This is a genomic window from Tsuneonella litorea, from assembly GCF_025154015.1.
Classification (GTDB): domain Bacteria; phylum Pseudomonadota; class Alphaproteobacteria; order Sphingomonadales; family Sphingomonadaceae; genus Tsuneonella; species Tsuneonella litorea.
Genome location: NZ_JAOAMV010000006.1, coordinates 1 through 18,552, shown reverse-complemented (window position 1 = coordinate 18,552; position 18,552 = coordinate 1). Strand labels below are relative to the sequence as shown.

General features: G+C 63.3%; 16 protein-coding genes. 10 read left to right on the top strand and 6 right to left on the bottom strand.

All coding sequences use genetic code 11. From position 1 onward, the window contains the following. Nucleotides 1-19 precede the first annotated feature (19 nt). Together N0B51_RS12075 and traA are read right to left on the bottom strand one after the other, a co-directional pair. On the bottom strand, nt 20-844 hold the full coding sequence (locus N0B51_RS12075) for a DUF6118 family protein (protein WP_259962635.1): 825 nt from the start codon (nt 842-844) through the stop codon (nt 20-22). Between the two features lie 10 nt (nt 845-854). Beyond that, nucleotides 855-3,740: a Ti-type conjugative transfer relaxase TraA gene (gene traA / locus N0B51_RS12070; RefSeq protein ID WP_259962634.1), complete on the bottom strand. Its 2,886-nt coding sequence runs from the start codon at nt 3,738-3,740 to the stop codon at nt 855-857. 172 nt (nt 3,741-3,912) lie between these two features. Here traA and N0B51_RS12065 point away from each other — a divergent pair, with 172 nt between their 5' ends. The 5 genes from N0B51_RS12065 (at nt 3,913) to corA (ending at nt 7,380) form a co-directional block, all read left to right on the top strand. Next, nucleotides 3,913-4,173, top strand: a complete 261-nt coding sequence (locus N0B51_RS12065) for a conjugal transfer protein TraD (RefSeq protein WP_259962633.1) — start codon at nt 3,913-3,915, stop codon at nt 4,171-4,173. Nucleotides 4,174-4,240: 67 nt separating this feature from the next. Further along, nucleotides 4,241-4,483, top strand: a complete 243-nt coding sequence (locus N0B51_RS12060) for a conjugal transfer protein TraD (protein WP_259962880.1) — start codon at nt 4,241-4,243, stop codon at nt 4,481-4,483. Between the two features lie 169 nt (nt 4,484-4,652). Then, a complete protein-coding gene (locus N0B51_RS12055; RefSeq protein WP_259962632.1) occupies nt 4,653-5,417 on the top strand; it encodes a class I SAM-dependent methyltransferase in 765 nt (254 codons plus the stop codon). Next, nucleotides 5,395-6,366: a magnesium and cobalt transport protein CorA gene (locus N0B51_RS12050; protein ID WP_259962631.1), complete on the top strand. Its 972-nt coding sequence runs from the start codon at nt 5,395-5,397 to the stop codon at nt 6,364-6,366. Before N0B51_RS12055 ends, N0B51_RS12050 begins: the two co-directional genes overlap by 23 nt. A 45-nt stretch (nt 6,367-6,411) precedes the next feature. Further along, nucleotides 6,412-7,380 (top strand): magnesium/cobalt transporter CorA, encoded by a 969-nt coding sequence (gene corA, locus N0B51_RS12045; protein ID WP_259962630.1) that lies wholly within the window; start codon nt 6,412-6,414, stop codon nt 7,378-7,380. A 33-nt stretch (nt 7,381-7,413) separates the two neighbouring features. On the opposite strand, the gene crcB is transcribed toward corA, so the two are convergent. Then, nucleotides 7,414-7,794 carry a fluoride efflux transporter CrcB gene (gene crcB / locus N0B51_RS12040; protein ID WP_259962629.1) on the bottom strand — a complete coding sequence of 127 codons (381 nt, stop codon included), beginning with the start codon at nt 7,792-7,794 and terminating at the stop codon, nt 7,414-7,416. Between the two features lie 234 nt (nt 7,795-8,028). Between crcB and N0B51_RS12035 the strand changes: the two genes are divergently transcribed. Continuing rightward, nucleotides 8,029-8,370: a YnfA family protein gene (locus N0B51_RS12035; protein WP_259962628.1), complete on the top strand. Its 342-nt coding sequence runs from the start codon at nt 8,029-8,031 to the stop codon at nt 8,368-8,370. Here N0B51_RS12035 and N0B51_RS12030 read toward each other — a convergent pair. Continuing rightward, complete coding sequence (locus N0B51_RS12030; protein WP_259962627.1) at nt 8,339-11,263, bottom strand: class I SAM-dependent DNA methyltransferase; 2,925 nt, start codon at nt 11,261-11,263, stop codon at nt 8,339-8,341. The two genes, N0B51_RS12035 and N0B51_RS12030, sit on opposite strands and share 32 nt — an antisense overlap. Before the next feature lie 410 nt (nt 11,264-11,673). Here N0B51_RS12030 and N0B51_RS12025 point away from each other — a divergent pair, with 410 nt between their 5' ends. After that, nucleotides 11,674-11,880, top strand: a complete 207-nt coding sequence (locus tag N0B51_RS12025; protein ID WP_259962626.1) for a helix-turn-helix transcriptional regulator — start codon at nt 11,674-11,676, stop codon at nt 11,878-11,880. Then, nucleotides 11,877-12,071, top strand: a complete 195-nt coding sequence (locus tag N0B51_RS12020) for a helix-turn-helix domain-containing protein (RefSeq protein ID WP_259962625.1) — start codon at nt 11,877-11,879, stop codon at nt 12,069-12,071. Before N0B51_RS12025 ends, N0B51_RS12020 begins: the two co-directional genes overlap by 4 nt. Here the strand turns inward: N0B51_RS12020 and N0B51_RS12015 are convergent. Beyond that, complete coding sequence (locus N0B51_RS12015) at nt 12,046-13,242, bottom strand: tyrosine-type recombinase/integrase (protein ID WP_259962624.1); 1,197 nt, start codon at nt 13,240-13,242, stop codon at nt 12,046-12,048. The two genes, N0B51_RS12020 and N0B51_RS12015, sit on opposite strands and share 26 nt — an antisense overlap. Before the next feature lie 402 nt (nt 13,243-13,644). On the opposite strand from N0B51_RS12015, the gene N0B51_RS12010 reads away from it, so the two are divergent. Continuing rightward, nucleotides 13,645-16,038: a PAS domain S-box protein gene (locus N0B51_RS12010; RefSeq protein ID WP_259962623.1), complete on the top strand. Its 2,394-nt coding sequence runs from the start codon at nt 13,645-13,647 to the stop codon at nt 16,036-16,038. A gap of 21 nt (nt 16,039-16,059) precedes the next feature. On the opposite strand, the gene N0B51_RS12005 is transcribed toward N0B51_RS12010, so the two are convergent. Then, nucleotides 16,060-16,962: a LysR family transcriptional regulator gene (locus N0B51_RS12005; protein WP_259962622.1), complete on the bottom strand. Its 903-nt coding sequence runs from the start codon at nt 16,960-16,962 to the stop codon at nt 16,060-16,062. An 87-nt stretch (nt 16,963-17,049) separates the two neighbouring features. Here N0B51_RS12005 and N0B51_RS12000 point away from each other — a divergent pair, with 87 nt between their 5' ends. Continuing rightward, nucleotides 17,050-18,546: a CoA-acylating methylmalonate-semialdehyde dehydrogenase gene (locus N0B51_RS12000; RefSeq protein WP_259962621.1), complete on the top strand. Its 1,497-nt coding sequence runs from the start codon at nt 17,050-17,052 to the stop codon at nt 18,544-18,546. Nucleotides 18,547-18,552: the final 6 nt, after the last annotated feature.

The following is an 18,552-nucleotide window of genomic DNA, read 5'->3' as shown; positions in this document are numbered from 1 at the left end:
TGCGGGTCGGAATGGGCTGTTATGCTCCTCTGTAGGATCGTTGCGCGGCCCCCACTGGCGTTGCGGCTGTTTCTCCTTCTTGACTGCTTTGACGAATCTTGACGGTGCATCGCACCGGCCGCTTGGAAGATGCAGCGCTCTGGCGGCAAGCATCGATGGTATCGCGGTTGTCGCGCTGGATCTCAGCCGCCTGCGCTAGTGCATTCCAGGCTTCGGGGTTGTCGCTCTGCATCAGCCGCGCGCCTGCATCCCAGCGTGAGGGTGCGCTCACGATCCGCGCCGCCATACGCTCTGGCCAGTGCCAGCTTTCCGGCATCGCGCGAGCAATGGTGCCGGGAAGGAAGGACCATAGCATGATGCCAGCCAGCAAAGCCCCGCCTGCTAACTGGTAGAGCTGCTGCCGCTGTTCGGCGGCGGTGCGCGCATGGGCCGTGACGCTGCGCATCTCCTGGGCGGCGTGGTTCAAGTCACTTCGGGCCTGAGTGATCCTGTCCTGATCGCAGCGCCGCGCTGCCTCGGCTGCGGCTGCAATCCGCTGGCCGATGCTGTCGGGGGTCAACTGCATCGCCGGATGGCCAGCCATGGCCTGCAGGCTCTCGCTAATCGCGCCCATCCGCTTTGTTATGTCGGTGAGGGTCGCACCGTAGTCGGGAATGACAATGTCTGCACGCTCGGCGGCAAGGTGCTGGACCGCCCGGCGCATCAGGGCCAACTCGCCCTCAAGGCGGGCAAACGCCTCGGCGGCGGGATCGCCAGCGGTATCCGGGGTGGCTGGGTCGGGTTCGGGTTCGGGTTCCGGCTCAAGGTCAAGTGGCAGTTCCACGTCATCCGTATCGGTATCCATCGCATTTCTCCTACAGGCCCATGCCGATTGACCGGCTCCGCTCCATTGAGATGGAAGCGCCAAGATCGCGGGCCAGATCGCGACCGAGTTCTGTCTTGATGCCAAGCTCGCGGGTGCGGCTGCGCAGAAGGGATTCAACCTGCGCGTCGCGCTCCAGCCCCTTCGCCATGTCCGTCATGTGGTTGGTAAGCTTCTGCGCGCCCTTGGTGTCACCATCGCGCTGCATGGCCTGTCGTGCCTGCCCGAGCCGTTGCCAGTCGCTGACAAAGCGGTCTGCACGCTGCGCGGGATCGACGCGGATTTCGGCTTCAAGCTGCATGGCGCGGATTGCACCCTGACTGCGACCATCGGCGGCCTCGCGGGCCAGCGAGGGCTGGCGCTGCAAGGCGCTGGCGAGGTCGGCTGCGCCATGGGGCCTTATCGCATCGAGCGCCTTCCCGGCCTTCTCCAGCGCGTCGCGCTGGTGGGGCAGGACGGGCAATCCCTGTTCGCGCATTTGTCCGATGTCTGCGGCGGCACGGGCATAGCGTTCGACCGCCCGGCGCTGATCGGGAAGGCCAGCCTGATCTCTTGGCAGCGCTTCGAGCCGGTTGGCCTGCGGGCGGAAACCGGCGAAGATCGACTTCGCGCGCTCCGGCAGCTGACGGGCGATTTCCACGATACGTTCGCGGAAGGTAATGCCGCGCCGCTCGGCGAACTGCTGCTCCGGTTTGTAGTCGCCGGCCATGTCCTTGCCGCGCTCGCGGCTTAGAGTGCGGACCAGTTTCGACTGATCGGCGAAGTCGTCGCGGCCATAATGCAGGGCAAGGCCGTCACGGTGGCGGGACATCGCCACATAGGCACCGTGGCTGTCCATGCCCGGCGTCGCCAGCACATGGGCGCGGTCCACCGTCATCCCCTGCGCCTTGTGGATCGTCGCTGCATAGCCGTGATCGATGTGCGCATAATCCTTGGTGTCGAAGGCGACACTGCGACCATCGTCGGTGCGGACCACCATGCGCTGCGGCGTCACCTGTTCTACAGTACCGAGTGTGCCATTCTTGACGCCCATACCCCGCTCATTGCGCAGGAACATGATGCGGTCGCCGCTGGCGAAATGACGCTCGCCCCGCTCGGCACGGATGGCCACGTCGTTGCCTAGTTCACCACTGGCGCGCAGCCTACCACGCGCCGCGTCATTGAGTTCGCGCACCTCGTCATTGATGTGGGTGAGGATGATCCGCGTATCGCCGGGACTGGCCTGGCGGTCGCGATTCCAACGCTCGATCAGCTCGCCACGCGCTGCCTCCCGCGTCTCGGCGGTGTGGACCATGGCGCGTTCGCCATAGGCCTGAATGGCAAGGCCGGTGCGCCCGGTGGCAAGGTGCCGTGTGGCATCCTGCTGCCAGCCTTCGTGCTGACGGCGCACTTCGCTGATTTCGACGCCGCCGTGCCGTTCATGGATCGCGCGGAAGGCGGCCCCGGCTTCGATGGCCTGGAGCTGCTGCGAGTCGCCAACCAGCACCACTTTTGCGCCTGCATCGGCGGCATGGGAGAGGACGCGCTCCATCTGGCGCGTGCCGACCATGCCTGCCTCGTCGATGACCAGCACGTCGCGCGAGGTGAGCAATTCGCGGCCCTGGCCCCACTGATGTTCAAGGCTGGCAATGGTGCGCGAGGCAATGCCCGAACCGTGCTCCAGTCCCTCGGCGGCAATGCCGGAAAGGGCGGCACCGCGAATGGTATAGCCAGCGCTTTCCCAGGCTTCGCGCGCCACGCCCAGCATCGCGCTTTTGCCGGTCCCGGCATAGCCGACAACAACGCTGAGGCCGCGACTATCGGTCACATGCTCGAACGCCGCGCGCTGCTCGCCGGATAGCGCCAGCCCGCGCTCCGCCGCGCGCGCCAGCGCACCTTCCCGGCCTCGTTGATCGAGGCCATGCCGCTCGCGCCCCGCGAGCAATTCCGATGCGCGGCCAAGCCGCTGTTCGGTCTCGATCATCTGGCGCGAGGTGAACCGGTCCTCGCCGCGTCCGTCCTTGCCCAGCGCAATCATATCAGGCGAGCCGCGCACCGCGCTCATCGCCAGATCGAACTGCTCTTTCCCGTCGCTGTGCCGGTGCACGAACATGGCAAGGTCGCGGTTCGTGAAGGTGGCCTGGCTGTGCGTGATCGCGTCGAGGGCGAGCGCGGGATTTGCGATGATCCGCTCGCCATTGCGTTGCGCGACGGCGCGGTGTTCCTCGATCCGTTCAGCCTCAAGTCCGCGCACCCCCATGCGCGACGCGGCGGGGCCGATCTTGTCCTGCGGTTCCAGCGCAATGCCCTGCGCCTCCAGGCTGCGGTGATCGATCCGCGCATCGATATCGAGTTCGGCCAGGCGTTGATTGACATGATCGGCCCAGCGTTCGCGCCACTGCTCGACCAGTTCGGCCTTGTTCCACTCGCGCACCTTCGGGCCGAAGCCATCTTTGCCCACCTCGCGCATGGTGAGCATGACGTGCGCGTGGGGCTTGGGCTGGCCGTCCGCGCCAATATCCCAGTGGACATTGAGGTCGGCGATCATGCCCTTTTCGACGAACTCGGCCTCGGCAAACTCCCGCGCCAGTTCAATGCCCTGTTCCTTGGTCAGCTCGCGCGGAATGGCGAATTCGACCTCGCGGGCAAGCTGCGCATCCTTGCGCTTCTCGGCGGCCTCGACCGCATTCCAAAGCTTCTCGCGGTCGGCGAACTCTTCGGGCGCGCCTTCCGGCAACATCACCTCGGAATGGACGACACCGTCCTTGTTGGTGAAATCATGGTCGCGGTCGAGCCGGTCATCGTGCAGCCGTTCGGCCGTGCGATAGGCTGCGGCGGCCACGGCGCTGCGTCCGCTCGACCGGCTGATGACTTTGACGGAGAGATGGAAGATCGCCATGACGGCAATCCATCTACGCCATGAGCGCCACGTCGGCACGACGTATAAGCGCGCCCTCCCATGATAAAATCCTGCTCGGGACTATCCAGTATCAGGCCGTCTCGACGACTCTACAGCATTGGCGGAGCATCGATATTATCATCAGCGCATCACCTCTCAATGGAGAACTTCGATGCGCAAACCCCGCGACTTTGATTCGGAACTGAAGGCGCTCGCCGACAAGGCGAAGCAACTGAAGGAACGCCGCGTGCAGCAACTCGGCGAACTGGTGATCGCCACAGGGGCCGATGCAACCGATGCGGAAACGTTGGCCGGTGCGCTGCTGGTTATTGCGGAAAACAGCGAAGCCCAACGGAAGGAAGCGTGGCGCAAGCGGGGCGCGGCCTTCTTTCAGAGCAAGGCGCGCAAGCGTGGCGATGGACCTCAAGGCTAGCCGGATGGCACTCTCCCGCTTGACGGCGGCGCGGCATCGGCTTGAGGCGGCAAAGGCGCGAACCGACATGCGCGAATGGCAGGTCAAACGCCGCGAACGCACGCGGCAACTGATCGAACTGGGCGGCTTGGTGGTGAAGGCCGGGCTGGTCGAACTGGCCGATGATGATCGCGCCACGCTCTACGGCGCGTTCCTCACCGTCGCGGCCAAAATGCGCGGCGATGATCGTGAACAGGCGCTGGTGCTGTGGAAGCGTAAGGGGAAGCGGGCGTTTGAGGCGGAAGCAAAAGTTCGAACGCAGCAGGACTGACTCGATGTTACCCAATGGTGCACAAGCCGTGACCCGGCAATAGAGTAACATCCCATCCGTTTGCATGAACGGCATTCGCCTGCTGACCGCCGACCCTTTTCTGTTCGCAATCGCAACAAGGCTTCGCTACCGCAACGCCGACCACCCAATTCAATCAGGCTGATATACGTTGACCTCAAAACATCTCACGGGCCTGCTGGCCAAAGACCTTTCAGACCATGGGAGCGCTACACGAACGTTCGGTGAAAGGCTGTTCCAAATCGGTTTTGCGCTCGTTCAGTGGCCCTGGTTGCTCAAGAGCCTTTACGGCGGCACGCAAGCTGAAAAGCGCGCCCTTCTCGAACGGGTCGAACTGGAACTCGACGCCTTGCCGCACCTCGGAAGCTGGAAGGCGGATACCTATCTGCTTCACCGGATTGTCGATGAAATCGAGGCGCGCAAGCCAGCTGTGGTTGTTGAACTGGGTTCGGGGGCGACGTCGCTGGTCATCGCCAAGGCGCTCTTGCTGCACGGCGGCGGCAGTTTGCACAGCTACGACCAGCACGAGCCTTTCGTGAGACAGATGGATGCGTGGCTTGACGAGAACGGGTTGTCAGCCGCGTTTCATTACGCCCCGCTCACCCTCCGCGATGCCGCATGGCCGGGTCTCTGGTATGCGCTTTCCCATCTGCCCCCCCGGATCGATTTGCTGGTGATCGATGGACCGCCATGGGCGGTGCATCCCTTTGCAAGGGGCATGGCCGAGCGCCTGTTTGATCGGATCACTCCCGGCGGCGCGATCATGCTCGATGACGCCGCACGGCCGGGAGAACGGGTTATTGCGCGGCGGTGGCGCAAGAGATGGAAAGATTTCGATTTTCTTTTCGAGGGCGGGGGAGCCAAAGGGCTGCTGGTGGGCAGGAGGAGTGCCGATGGCAATCATTGCGGCGCGTGAGTACAAGGCGGGTCACCCTGCCGGGGACTTGCCTGACAATATCGGCCAGGCAACGCACAAAGAGACTCCGGACGCTTTCAGCTGGGTAGGTCTGTTCGAGCCCACCGCCGAGGAACTTAGCGCCTGCGCGAGCGCATTCAGCCTTCATCCGCTGGCGGTCGAAGATGCCTTGCACGCGCATCAGCTGCCGAAGCTGGAAATCTATGGCGACCAGCTGTTCATTGTGGTGCGCACGGCGAAAATGGCGGAAGGGAAGATCGCTTATGGCGAGACGGCCATATTCGTGGGTTCCAACCATATCGTGACCGTTCGGCACGGTTCCGATCAGGGCCATTCCGGCTTGCGCACCAAGCTGGAGTCCCGACCTTCGCTACTGGCGCATGGCGTTGACTACGTATTGCACGCGGTGCTCGATCTCATCGCTGACAATTACTTCCCGGTCATCGACGCGGCCGGTGAAATCGTCGGCAGGCTCGAACAAAGCGCGCTGGAGTCCGCGTTGACCCGGGCCGAGATGCGCGAATTGTTCAATCTGCGCCGCGACCTGTTACTGCTTCAGCGGATGCTGATCCCGATGGAGGATGTTTGCGCCAAGCTTGCGACCCTCGATTTGCCCAATATCGATGCCGAGGTTCGCCCCTATTTCCGTGACGTGCTTGACCACGTGCGGCGGGTTGCCTCGCTTGCGGCTCTCCATCGGGAAATGCTCAACTCGGTGATGGAAACAAGCGCCCTTATCGAACAGCAGCGTCAAGGCGACATCACCCGCAAGCTGGCCTCGTGGGCGGCAATCCTTGCCGTTCCCACAGCCATTGCAGGAATTTACGGCATGAATTTCGACAATATGCCGGAGCTGCGCATGGAATACGCCTATTTCGTGGTGCTGGGCGTGATTGCGGCGATCTGCCTCGTGCTATTCGTACGCTTCAAGAAATCCGGCTGGCTATAGGCCTGCCCAACGCTGTTCGGGCACTCAATCGGAATAGGTAGTGCAATGCATATTTTCGAAAGCCAAGGCGGCAGATTGCGCTCTGTTGCGGCAAGTCTGGACCCCCAGACCGAGGCGACATGGATCGACCTCCTGCGCCCGACTGCAGAGGAAGAGCGGGAGATTAATCGTTGGCTCGGCGTCGAGATTCCTGACCGGGAAGAGATGGAGGAGATCGAAATCTCCTCGCGTCTCTATCTTGAGGGTTCAACGGCGTTCATGACCGCCATATTGCCTGCCTTCGGTGACTCGGAGGAGCCCGAGATGGCACCCGTTACCTTTGTCCTGTCGGCCAAATCGCTGGTCACTTTGCGCCATCACGAACCACGCGTCTTCTCGCTGATGCTCCAGCGCTCCGATCGCGGCCTTGCAATCGCCAGCGATGGTGAAGAGGTTTTCGTCCAGTTGCTTGAAGCGATTGTTGATCGCCTGGCTGATATCCTCGAACGATACGGCAAGGAAATCGAAGGCGTGTCCAAGACGGTTTTCGCCAAGACCGATATCCATTCCCGTGTGCCGCAGGATTTTGGCAGGGTCCTCGCCAATCTTGGCCGGCACGCCAATGCCGTCTCCAATGTGCGCGACAGCCTGGTCTCGCTGGAGCGCCTTTGCACCTTCGCCACAACGCTGCTGCTACAGCGCAAGAGCCGCAAGGACATCCGCGAGCGGATGAAGACTATCGCACGGGATATCCGCTCGCTGGCGGATCACGATGCTTTTCTGTCTCAGAAAATCAACTTCCTGCTCGACGCCACGCTGGGCATGATCAACATCGAACAGAATGGCATCATCAAGATTTTCTCGGTCGCCGCGGTGGTCTTTCTGCCACCCACACTGGTAGCCTCGATCTACGGCATGAACTTCGAATTCATGCCTGAACTCAAGTGGCCGATGGGCTACCCTTTTGCGCTTGGGCTGATGGTAATCTCGGTCTTGCTGCCATTCTTCTACTTCAAGCGGCGGGGCTGGCTTTAAGGGCCAGTACGGCCGATATCCGCCCACCCAGCGTCACGACAGGCTGCGCACCAGCGCCAGCCCCGCGCCCACGGCGACGAGCGAGCCGATCACCGAGACAAGGACATAGGCCGCCGCGCTGCCTTCGGCTCCACGTTCCCACAGCGTCGCGCTGTCGAGCGCGAAAGCGGAAAAGGTCGTGAAACCGCCCAGAAATCCCGTCGTCAGGAACAATCGCCAGTCTTGCCCCGGATCATGGCGCAGGGCGAACCAGCCGATGATGGCCCCCATGGCGAAACATCCGACGATGTTCACCGCAAGGATGCCTGACGGAAAAGTCGAGCCAAGGGCGCGCGTTATTGCGAAGTTCGCCAGATGGCGGAGCGCACCGCCAAGCCCTGCACCCAGAAATACAATGAGCGTATGGCGGATCATGACATCATCCCGTCAAGCATGTCCAATTGCAGCGGTAACACGGCAGTGTCAGCATGCCGCGCCTTATCATTCGCATCAGTAAAAACCGATCATCTTCAACCCCGCGACCACGAGCACCAGTCCCAGCGCCTTCCAGCATCGGGTGCGCCGGGGCAAGGGCGATCATGCTTGCACGAACTCTGCGGGTCGGCATACCGGCAGACGCCTCTACTTGTCATCCGGTCTGGAATCGCCTTGCAGCCCAACGTTCTTTCCCTGCTGGTCTACCTTGGTGCTGCCGTGGCGGAGATTGCTGGCTGCTTTGCCTTCTGGGCCTGGCTGCGGCTTGACAAGCCGGTGTGGTGGCTGATCCCCGGCATGGCATCGCTGGCGCTGTTTGCCTGGCTGCTGACGCTGGTGGAAAGCGACTATGCCGGGCGTGCCTATGCTGCCTATGGCGGGGTCTATATCCTGTCCGCGCTGTGCTGGCAGTGGCTGGCGGAAGGCGCACGGCCAGACCGGTGGGATGTGCTGGGCGGGGCGGTGTGCCTCGGCGGCGCGGCGATCATCTTGCTGGCCCCGCGCGCTGCTGGTTGAGGCGGAACAGCCGGGCGAGCACTTCGTCGTCGGTCAGGGTGCCGGCGCGGTAGTCTTCGCCCCAGCCATAGGCATCGGCGACCGCTTCATCCAATGCGCGGTGGGCGTGATCGAGCCAGGCGGGGCGGGCATTGTAGAGGTTGGTGAGCGTGCGCTTCTTCAGTTCCTGCGCGGCGGCTTCGTCCTGTGGCAGGATGCGGTCGGGATAGCCGGGGACGACTTCGGGCACGCGCTCGACCAGATCGGGCGGGTTCAGCCAGTTTTCGCGCAAGGTGTTGAGCCGCTCGGCGGCAGCGGCGATGGCCTGCGCGCGCGGGTCAGCGGCATAGTCGGCGGCGGGAATGTCGGGCGTCAGGCCTTCGGGGAAGGGGAAGGTTTCGAAGGTGGTCGAAGGGGTGTAGCGCGGTCGGTCCTCCAGCGAGGTGCCCATGCGCAGCGACCAGACCTCGTGGAAGTGGCTGTGCAGGATGCCGAAGGTGGTGTCGTCGTCGCGGGCGATGGCGTCCAGCAGATTAGAGGGCAGAGCCGAACTAGGCACCCATGAAAATATGCGATGTTTCGCCACGACCGGTGTCGCGATGTAGCGCTTGAGACCAGTTAGACGCACCCGCAACTCGGGACGGCTTCGCTCGAACCTCCACCAGAAGTCCCTCGTTCGCGTGTTGCGATCCTTGGCGCGGGTTGGTTTCACGTTAGCTTCAACGTGGGCGAAAGGGGCTTCAAAGCAGGCCGCTTCAGCCAGGCTCAGGGCGTCTTCAAAATCGACCACCCAACGATCAAGTGGACGGCGGACTATGTCGATTGCGATGACCCAAGGGGCTAGGACATGGGAATTTGATAGGCCATTTACATTGCGGGGAAGCTGCAACCATCTGCGAGCTACTTCGCCCGGAACCTCAAAGTCGCCGTATTTCTTAAGCCCCTCAAAGCAGACTGACTGGTTCTGCGGTAGCCGCGTTGATTTAGTGAGATCAACACCAGAGCCGCCCCCAGACAGGTCAGCATGGACCCGCGCAACTTCGAGACCATCCAGCAGCGCCGCTCCCGCGCCAGCCTCGCGCTCGAAGCACACCAGCGACACCCGCACCGCCGCGCCCTCGACGGTCCAGTCCTCGTCGCTCCACGCCTCGAAAATCCGGCCATGCTCCACCACGGGCTTGAGCACTGCGCGGTTCGCGCCGCCGCGAATGGAATTGGTGGCGACCAGCCCGGCGCGGTGCAATCGGCCCGCCGCCATCCGGTCCCACGCGCCCGCGAACCAGTAGCAAACAAGATCAGCCCCTCCTGGCACCTGCGGCCATGCCTTGCGCAGCGCGACGGTGTAATCCTCGCCCAGTTCGCCGATCATCTTCTTGTTGCCGAGGAACGGCGGATTGCCCACCACCACGTCCGCATCGGGCCATGATGCGCGCTGCGGCTTGCCCTCGGCATCCAGCACCGGATTGCCGTGCCCGTCCGTCACCAGCACGGCATCGCGGTTTGCGATATTGCCGAGGCTGCGCAGGATCGGGTTCTTGGCCGCCTCAAACCCGTTGCGGCGCATCCACTGGATTTCGCCGATCCACACCGACACGCGCGCCAGTTCGGCGGCATAGGGGTTGAGCTCGATCCCCAGCACGCATTCTGGGCCGACAGCGGGAAACTCGCGCGTGCAGCCCAGCGCCTCAGCCTCCAGATTGGCGCGGTGCTCGATATCCTTGAGCGCGAGCAGCGACAGGTAGAGGAAATTGCCCGATCCGCAGGCGGGATCGAGCACGCGGAAATTGCGCAGCCGCTCCAGAAAGCCGCGCAACAGTTCCTGCGCCTTGGCAAAGGCCCGGTCACGCCTCGTCCGCTCGGCCCCTTTCAGCAGCTTTTCCGCCGTCTGCCGGGGGGCGCTGGCGATCAGGCTTTCAATCTCTGCGCGCACCGCCTCCCACGCGGTCGTCAGCGGGCGGATGATGACCGGCTCGACGATTTGCATGATCTTGTCGCGATCGGTATAGTGCGCGCCGAGCTGGCTGCGCTTGTCCGGGTCCAGCCCGCGTTCGAACAGCGTGCCGAGGATCGAGGGGTCAATCTCCGACCAGTCGAGCGCGGCGGCGGCGAGCAGATTGTCGATGTCCGCGCGTTTCAGCGGCAGGGCGCTGTCATCGTCGAACAGCCCGCCGTTGAACCATTCAATGGGGGTGAAATCCAGATCGCCGCCCTTGTGCATCGCGGCAAACAGCTTGGCGGCGTTGCCTTCGAACCGCTCCGGGGTCTTGGCGCTGGCCTTCAGCATCTTGGTGAACATGTGATCGGGCAGCAGGCCGACATCCTCGGCGAACATGCAGAACACGAGCCGGTTAACGAAATGCGCGACCGAATGGGGATCATGCCCGCGCGCGCGCAGGCGCTGCGCCAGTTGCGAGAACTCTTCCGCTGCCTCTTCGGTCAGCATCTGGCGGGTCTTGGCCGGCTTCAGCCGCTCTGGATCGAGGAAGCAGGCACGCAGCAAATCGCGGGTTGCACCGTCAAGCAGGTCGTCCAGCGCGAACTCGCGCACCTCCTGCACCGTGTTGGTCCAGTTGGTGTGGATCCGGAACCGGTCCATGTCGCTGACGATCAGCAGCGGCGGGTTATCCAGCGCGATGGCATATTGCTGGAGCTGGGCGAAGGCGCGGTCGAGGTCCTTCTTCTTGCCTTTGTATTCCCAGGCGAAGCAATGCCTGCGCCAGACATCGGCCCAGCCTTCACCGCCGCCGGTTTTCGATGCGCCCTTTTCGAAGGTGAACCATTCGCCCTTTGGGTCGGCGCTGGCGGGCTTTTCAATGTCGAGCAGTTCGCACAGATCAAGGAAGTGTTCCTGCGATGCGGAGCGCTCCTTGAGTTCGACATGGCGCCACTTGGCGATGAATTGGGCGGGGGTCATGCGGCGGGGAGGAGCAGGGCGGGCAAAAGCATGATGCCCGCTTAGCAGCCTGACCTTGCGCTTTCCACGAATTGCTGAGGCAGTTGTGGAGCAGGGTTTCCGAATCCGAATGATTCAGGCGCAAATATCGTTCATTGCGTAGCAAATATCCGTCGTGCTGGCTCGCTTGCACCGACATGCCTTCGCATGTGCCCGGATTTGGCGCGACAAAGATCGCCGCTAGTCGTCCTGTGTTTGCGTCCGTTGGCTTCTCTACTCTTCCGTATCCGTCTCTACCCTTCCGCAAGTTATTCTATCCGCTTTTGCGATGGCCATGCCAGGGACCGCGAATTCTGTTGCGCTTGAGGCCTCATGGCGAAATTCTTGGATCAGGGGGCACCAGTAACTGCCAACGAATGGAAGCAAGTCCCATGTCCAACTCTGACAAGATCATCCGTCTCAAGACCGTTCTCGCCCGAACCGGTCTGTCCCGCTCCACCATGTATCGCAAGATTGCCGAGGGGACTTTCCCGTCGCAAGTGAAGATCAGCGTTCACGGCGCGGGCTGGCGGGAGTCCGCCGTGAACCGCTGGATCGATGATCCGGTATCGTATCGGAATGAGGGCGCGACGCAGTGACCACGCCGCCGCCGGTCGAGCCGATCTGCGTGAAGGTAAATGAAGCTGCGCGCATGATCGGCGTCGGTCGCACCAAGCTTTACGAGCTGATTGCGTCGGGCGAGATTGAGGCCATCAAGCTTGGCAAATCGACGCGCATCACGACTGCTAGTCTGCACAAACTGGTCAGGCGGCAGCGGGAGCCGAGTTAGGCTCGACTGCCGCCTTCTTGGCTGTCGGGGCGCTTTTGCCCAGATAATCCGCCCATTGCTTCATCAGGCTGCGGCGCTTCTCGAAGAAATCGGTTCGGCGGTAAGCGGCTTCAACCTTGTTGGGCAGCTTGTGGGCCAATGCCTTGTCGGCAACCTCTTTGGGGAAGTCGGTGCATTCGGCGGCCCAGTCCGTGAAGGTAGATCGGAAGCCGTGCACCGTGATGCTGGCGAAACCATCGTCGCGCAGCAGTTTGGTCATGGTCATGTCGCTGATCGGCTTCTTGCCATTATTCGAAAAGACCAAACCCGTGTCGCTGGTCCGCTCATCCCAGCGTTTGCGCAGCATTGCCACAACCGGTGCCGAAAGCGGCACCACATGGGTTTCGCCCGCCTTCATCCGTTCAGCCGGTATGGTCCATACCGCTTTTTCGAGATCGAACTCGGTCCATACCGCAAGGCGCGTCTCGTTGGACCGCACGGCGTTGTAGATCGTGAAGCGCAAGGCGTCGCGTCCGGTCGTCGGTGCGGCGGTGGCAAGCTTTTTCATCAGCGACGGGACATCGGCATAGGGCATGGCCTCCATATGCCCGCGCTTGTCGTTCTGTCGGGGCAAGCCCTTGCGCACAGAACGCAAGGAAACCTCTTCCGGCACCCAGCCTTTCACATGCGCGAAATCGAGCACTACGCCGATGCGCTGGAGCAAGCGCCGGGCTGTTTCCGGTATTTCCAGCCACATCGGGGACAACGCGTCGACCACGCAGGCGCTGTCCACCTTGTCGACCGGCTTCTTGCCGATACGTGGAAAGAGGTGGCGTTCAAAACCGGACAACCATCGGGCATGATGCCCGTCCTTCCACCCGTCACCCAGTGCTTCGTGGCAGGTTCGGGTCGCCGCTTCGAAGGTCGGAATAACTTTGCGCGCCTTTCGCCGCTCGGCGACAGGATCGAAGCCGTCACGAACCCGGCGGCGCAATTCAGCTGCCGCTGTTCTGGCATCGGATAGCGAAACATCATGCGCCGACCCCAGCCCATAGTCGCGGCGGTGGCCTTTCAACTGCATCCGCAGCACCCAGGTGCGCGCGCCGCTGGGCTTTACGACCAAGCACAAGCCCCTGCCATCGACATGGCGACCGGGCTTCGCGTTCTTCACTTTCAATACTGTCAGCGCCATCAGGTTCGAGTCCCTGTCAGGGAGTTATACCACCAAAAACGGGGGTATTTGGTCCCACAATCGTTCCCACATTTCAGCGGGAATTCAGGCGATTCAGGGCGACCAACCGCGAACACGTTACAAGATAAATCGCTGATTTTACAGAGTAGTTGGAGACGCTCTGAAATTGCCTGAGACGAAAGTTATAGCGCCTCCTCCGCTACCAGTTTTCCCGAAGTCTCCCGCGCGCGTTCGCCTCGGACCTGCCATGCCCGGTCGAGTGACGGCTGCATCTGCGGCGATTGCCGCTGCGGCCGATGCGCGGAAACCATCTGCCTTTCTTCGCGTTTCAATCGGACGTGCGCCTCGCGGTCATGTCTGAGGGCATCAGGGGGTCGGTAAACCATGCCATCAGCGGACCAGATGACGACCCAGCGCCTGGGCGAAATCGTCGAAAAGGCTGCTGCCGAGGTGTTCATCTTCGGCCAGAACGATTTCCGGTTCCTGCTGGTCAACCAGGGCGCGCGTGAAAACCTCGGATATTCAAGGGAGGAGCTGAGCAGACTTCACCCTTGGGACCTCAAGCCCGAATTCGCCGAAGATCAGTTCAGGGCGTTCGTAGCGCCGCTCATCAAGGGCGAGGTGAAGCAGCTTCACTTCGAGACGATCCACCAGAGAAAGGACGGATCGACGTACGACGTGAGCGTCCGGCTCCAGCTCATCTCGACCGGTGACCTGCCGGTATTCTACGCGGCGATCCAGGACATTACCGAACAGCGCCAAATCCGCCGGGCGCTGGAAGAGGTTTCGGGCCGTCTTGACGCGATCCTGAACAACACCACCATGGCGGTGTTCATGATGGACGAGCGGCAGCACTGTTCGTTCATGAACAGGGCCGCGGAGGAACTGACCGGTTACACTTTCGCGGAGACCCAGGGAAAGCCGCTCCACGACGTGGTCCATCACACCTACCCCGACGGCCGGCCGTTTCCGATCGAGGAATGCGCGATCGACCGCGCCTTCCCGGAAAACAGCCAGACCCAGGGCGAGGAGGTCTTCGTCCACAAGGACGGTCATTTCTACAACGTGGGCTTCACCGCCTCGCCGATGAAGAACGCCGAGGGCGTGACCGTCGGCACGGTCATCGAGGCGCACAACATCGACGAGGAACTGAAGGCGCGCGAGGCGCTCGATTCGTTCAACGCGGCTCTGCGCCGTCGGGTGGAGGAGGCGATCGAGGAGCGCAAGGCGCTCGAAGCCCAGCTTGTCCAGGCACAGAAGATGGAAGCCATCGGCCAGCTGACGGGGGGCGTCGCGCACGATTTCAACAACCTGCTCCAGGTCATCGCCGGCAACCTTCAGCTGATCAAGCAGGACCCGCTGCTCGACGGGCGCAGCCTCGGGCGGATCAACAACGCGCTCTCAGGCGTCGAGCGCGGCGCGAAGCTTGCCGCACAGCTGCTCGCCTTCGGGCGCCAGCAGCCGCTCAAGCCCAAGCCGATCAACGCGGGCCGGATCCTGCGCGACATGGACGACATGTTCCGCCGGACGCTCGGCGAAACGGTGGAGATCGAAACGATCGTCGCGGCCGGGCTTTGGAACTGCCTGGTGGATCCGCGCCAGCTGGAGAACGTGCTTCTGAACCTCGCCATCAATGCGCGCGACGCGATGAAGGGCGAGGGCAAGCTGACGCTCGAGGCCGGGAATGCATCGCTCGACGAGGATTACGTCGCCTCTCATCCCGGTGCATCGACCGGGCAGTACGTCATGCTCGCGGTGACCGATACGGGCTGCGGCATTCCCGAGGAAAACCTGGCGAAGGTGTTCGAACCGTTCTTCACCACCAAGGCGCCAGGAGAAGGAACCGGGCTTGGCCTGTCGATGGTCTTCGGGTTCGTCAAGCAGTCGGGCGGTCACATCACGATCTACAGCGAGGAAGGGGAGGGGACCACGGTCCGGATTTACCTTCCCCGTACGCGAAAGGCGGAAATGGCCAGCCGGCCCCAAGGTGGATGGGCCGCCGAGAAGGGGAACGACGAGGTCATTCTCGTGGTCGAAGACGATACCGACGTGCGTTCCACCGCGGTCGAGCTGCTGACGAACCTCGGCTACAAGGTCATCGAGGCATCGGACGCCGATAGCGCGCTGGCGATCCTGCAGTGCGGGATGCCGATCGACCTCCTGTTCACCGACGTCGTCATGCCCGGCAAGCTGCGTTCCCCGGAACTGGCGCGTCTTGCGAAGGAGCGGATTCCCGACATCGGGGTCCTGTTCACGTCAGGCTATACGCAGAACGCCATCGTCCACGCGGGCAAGCTCGACGACGACATCGAGCTGATCAGCAAGCCCTATTCGGTCGAGAAGCTGAGCAGGAAGATCAAGCAGGTGCTCAGCAACAGGTCGGGAAAGGCGGCATCGGAGCCTGCGGCGGCACCGGACGCTGACGCCAGGCACGGCCGCGACACGAAGGCGCTTCGGGTCCTTGTGATCGAGGACGAGCCGCTGATCCGGATGTCGATGGTGGCATCGATCGAGGCGCTCGGCTGCCTGACGCGGGAAGCGAGCACGCTGAAGGAAGCCGCAGCGTTGCTCGAGGAGAACGTGTTCGACGCGGTGATATCGGACCTGAAGCTGCCGGACGGGAACGCGACACCGTTCCTGGCCGACATGAGGGCCCGGTATCCCGACATGACGCTGGTGATCGCATCCGGCGGCTCGGTGCCCGAGGAACTGCAGGCACAGGCGGTCTCGGTGCTGGCTAAGCCGTTTTCCGACAGCGAGCTGGAAGACGCGCTCCGGCTCGAACAACAGGCTTGATCCGCGCGCTCGCGGCGGACGTCATGACCGCGGCAGGAGCAGGCCGCGGCAACGATCGATCATCGCGACGATCCAGTCCTTGCCCGCTTGCACCCTTGCCAGCTGGTGGGTGTCCTTGTGGGTTACCATCCAGAAGGCCCGGAAAATCCTCTTGTCGGGAAGGACGGGGGACAATGACGGATCGGCGTTTCCGATGAAGCACGGCAGCACGCCGATCCCCGCGCCCCCGGCGATGAGCTGGTGCTGCGCGTTGATGCTCGACGATCGCAGTCGCGGCGTGGGGCCGGGATGGATCTCGTCAAGATAACGTAGTTCGGGCGCGTAGAGCAGGTCGGGAATGTAGCCGATCAGGCTGTGGCCGGCGAGCAGGTCGGCGCCGCGTTGCGGCGTGCCGGCAGCTGCCAGGTAGGTCTGTGACGCATAGAGGCCCAGCGCGTAGTCCGACAGCTTGCCCGCGATGATCGGCCCGGCCTTGGGCCGCGACAGCATGACCGCGATGTCGGCTTCGCGCTTCGACATGCTGAGAAAACCGCTGTTGGCGACGAGGTCGACGGTCAGGCCCGGGTGCGCGCGGGCGAAATCGGGCAGGTGCCGCGCGAGAACCCAGCTGCCGAACCCTTCGGCCACGCTGATGCGCAAGGTACCCGAAACTTTGGCGGGCCGGCCTTGCGTTCCCTCTCCGATTTCGGCTGCTGCACGCGACATTCGCTCGACCCGCAGCAGCAGGGCTTCGCCGGCGTCGGTCAGGACCTGGCCCTCGCGAGTCTGCTCGAACAGGTTGGCGCCGACCCTTGCCTCGAGCCGCCGCAGCCGGCGGCCGACGGTGGTGGCGTCGACCCGCAGCGCGGCGCCCGCCCGGCCGAGCCCGCCGGTCTGCGCGATCGCCAGGAAGACCTGCAGGTCGCTCCAGTCCATATCCTGCATGATTGCAGGAGTTATCTGCAAGATTGCCTGTTGTCTGCAAAAATATCTGCGCCCAAGAGAGGCGGAAACAAATTGGGAGAATGTCCGATGCGCCAGGTCGATCACTTCATCGTCGGCGGCGCCGGCGGCTCGTCGGGCCGCAGGCACCAGATCTGGAACCCTTCGACCGGCGAGATCCAGGCCGAGGTTGCGCTCGGCGATGCGGCGCTGCTCGACCGGGCGGTCGAAGCCGCGAAGAAGGTCCAGCCCGAATGGGCGGCGACCAATCCGCAGCGGCGCGCCCGGATCATGTTCGCTTTCAAGCAGCTGGTCGAGGCGAACAAGGACGACCTCGCCCGCCTGCTCGCGAGCGAGCACGGCAAGGTCATCGACGACGCGCACGGCGACGTGCAGCGCGGGCTCGAGGTGATCGAATACGCGTGCGGCATCCCGCAGGTGCTGAAAGGCGAATACACGCTCGGCGCGGGGCCGGGGATCGACGTCTATTCGGCGCGCCAGCCGCTCGGCATCGGTGCGGGGATCACCCCGTTCAACTTCCCGGCGATGATCCCGATGTGGATGTTCGGCATGGCCATTGCGGCGGGCAATGCTTTCATCCTCAAGCCGAGCGAGCGCGATCCCAGCGTGCCGGTGCGCCTCGCCGAACTGTTCCTCGAGGCGGGCGCGCCCGAAGGGCTGCTGCAGGTGGTCCACGGCGACAAGGAGATGGTCGATGCGATCCTCGACCATCCGGACATCGCCGCGGTCAGCTTCGTCGGCTCGTCGGACATCGCGCATTATGTCTACAAACGCGGCGTCGCAGCGGGCAAGCGCGTCCAGGCGATGGGCGGGGCCAAGAACCACGGCATCGTGATGCCCGATGCCGATCTCGACCAGGTCGTCGGCGACCTCGCCGGCGCGGCGTTCGGCTCGGCGGGCGAACGCTGCATGGCGCTCCCCGTTGTGGTGCCGGTGGGCGAGGACACGGCCGACCGGCTGCGCGAGAAGCTGATCCCGGCGATCAACGCGCTGCGCGTCGGCGTCTCGACCGACAAGGACGCGCACTACGGTCCGGTGGTGACGCCAGAGCACAAGGCGCGCGTCGAGGCGTGGATCGATACCGCCGAGAAGGAAGGTGCCGAGGTCGTGATCGACGGGCGCGGGTTCAGCCTGCAGGGCCACGAGAAGGGCTTCTTCGTCGGCCCGACGCTGCTCGACCGCGTGACGCCCGACATGGAAAGCTACAAGGAAGAGATCTTCGGTCCCGTCCTCCAGATCGTCCGCGCGAAGGACTTCGAGGAGGCGGTCCGCCTGCCGAGCGAACACCAGTACGGCAATGGCGTGGCGATCTTCACCCGCAACGGGCACGCTGCGCGCGAGTTCGCAAGCCGCGTCAACGTCGGCATGGTCGGGATCAACGTGCCGATCCCGGTGCCGGTCGCCTACCACTCGTTCGGAGGGTGGAAGCGCAGCGCGTTCGGCGACACCAACCAGTACGGCACCGAGGGGCTGAAGTTCTGGACCAAGGTCAAGACAGTGACCCAGCGCTGGCCCGACGGCGGCGGCGATGGGTCGAACGCCTTCGTCATCCCGACGATGGGGTGAATGCCG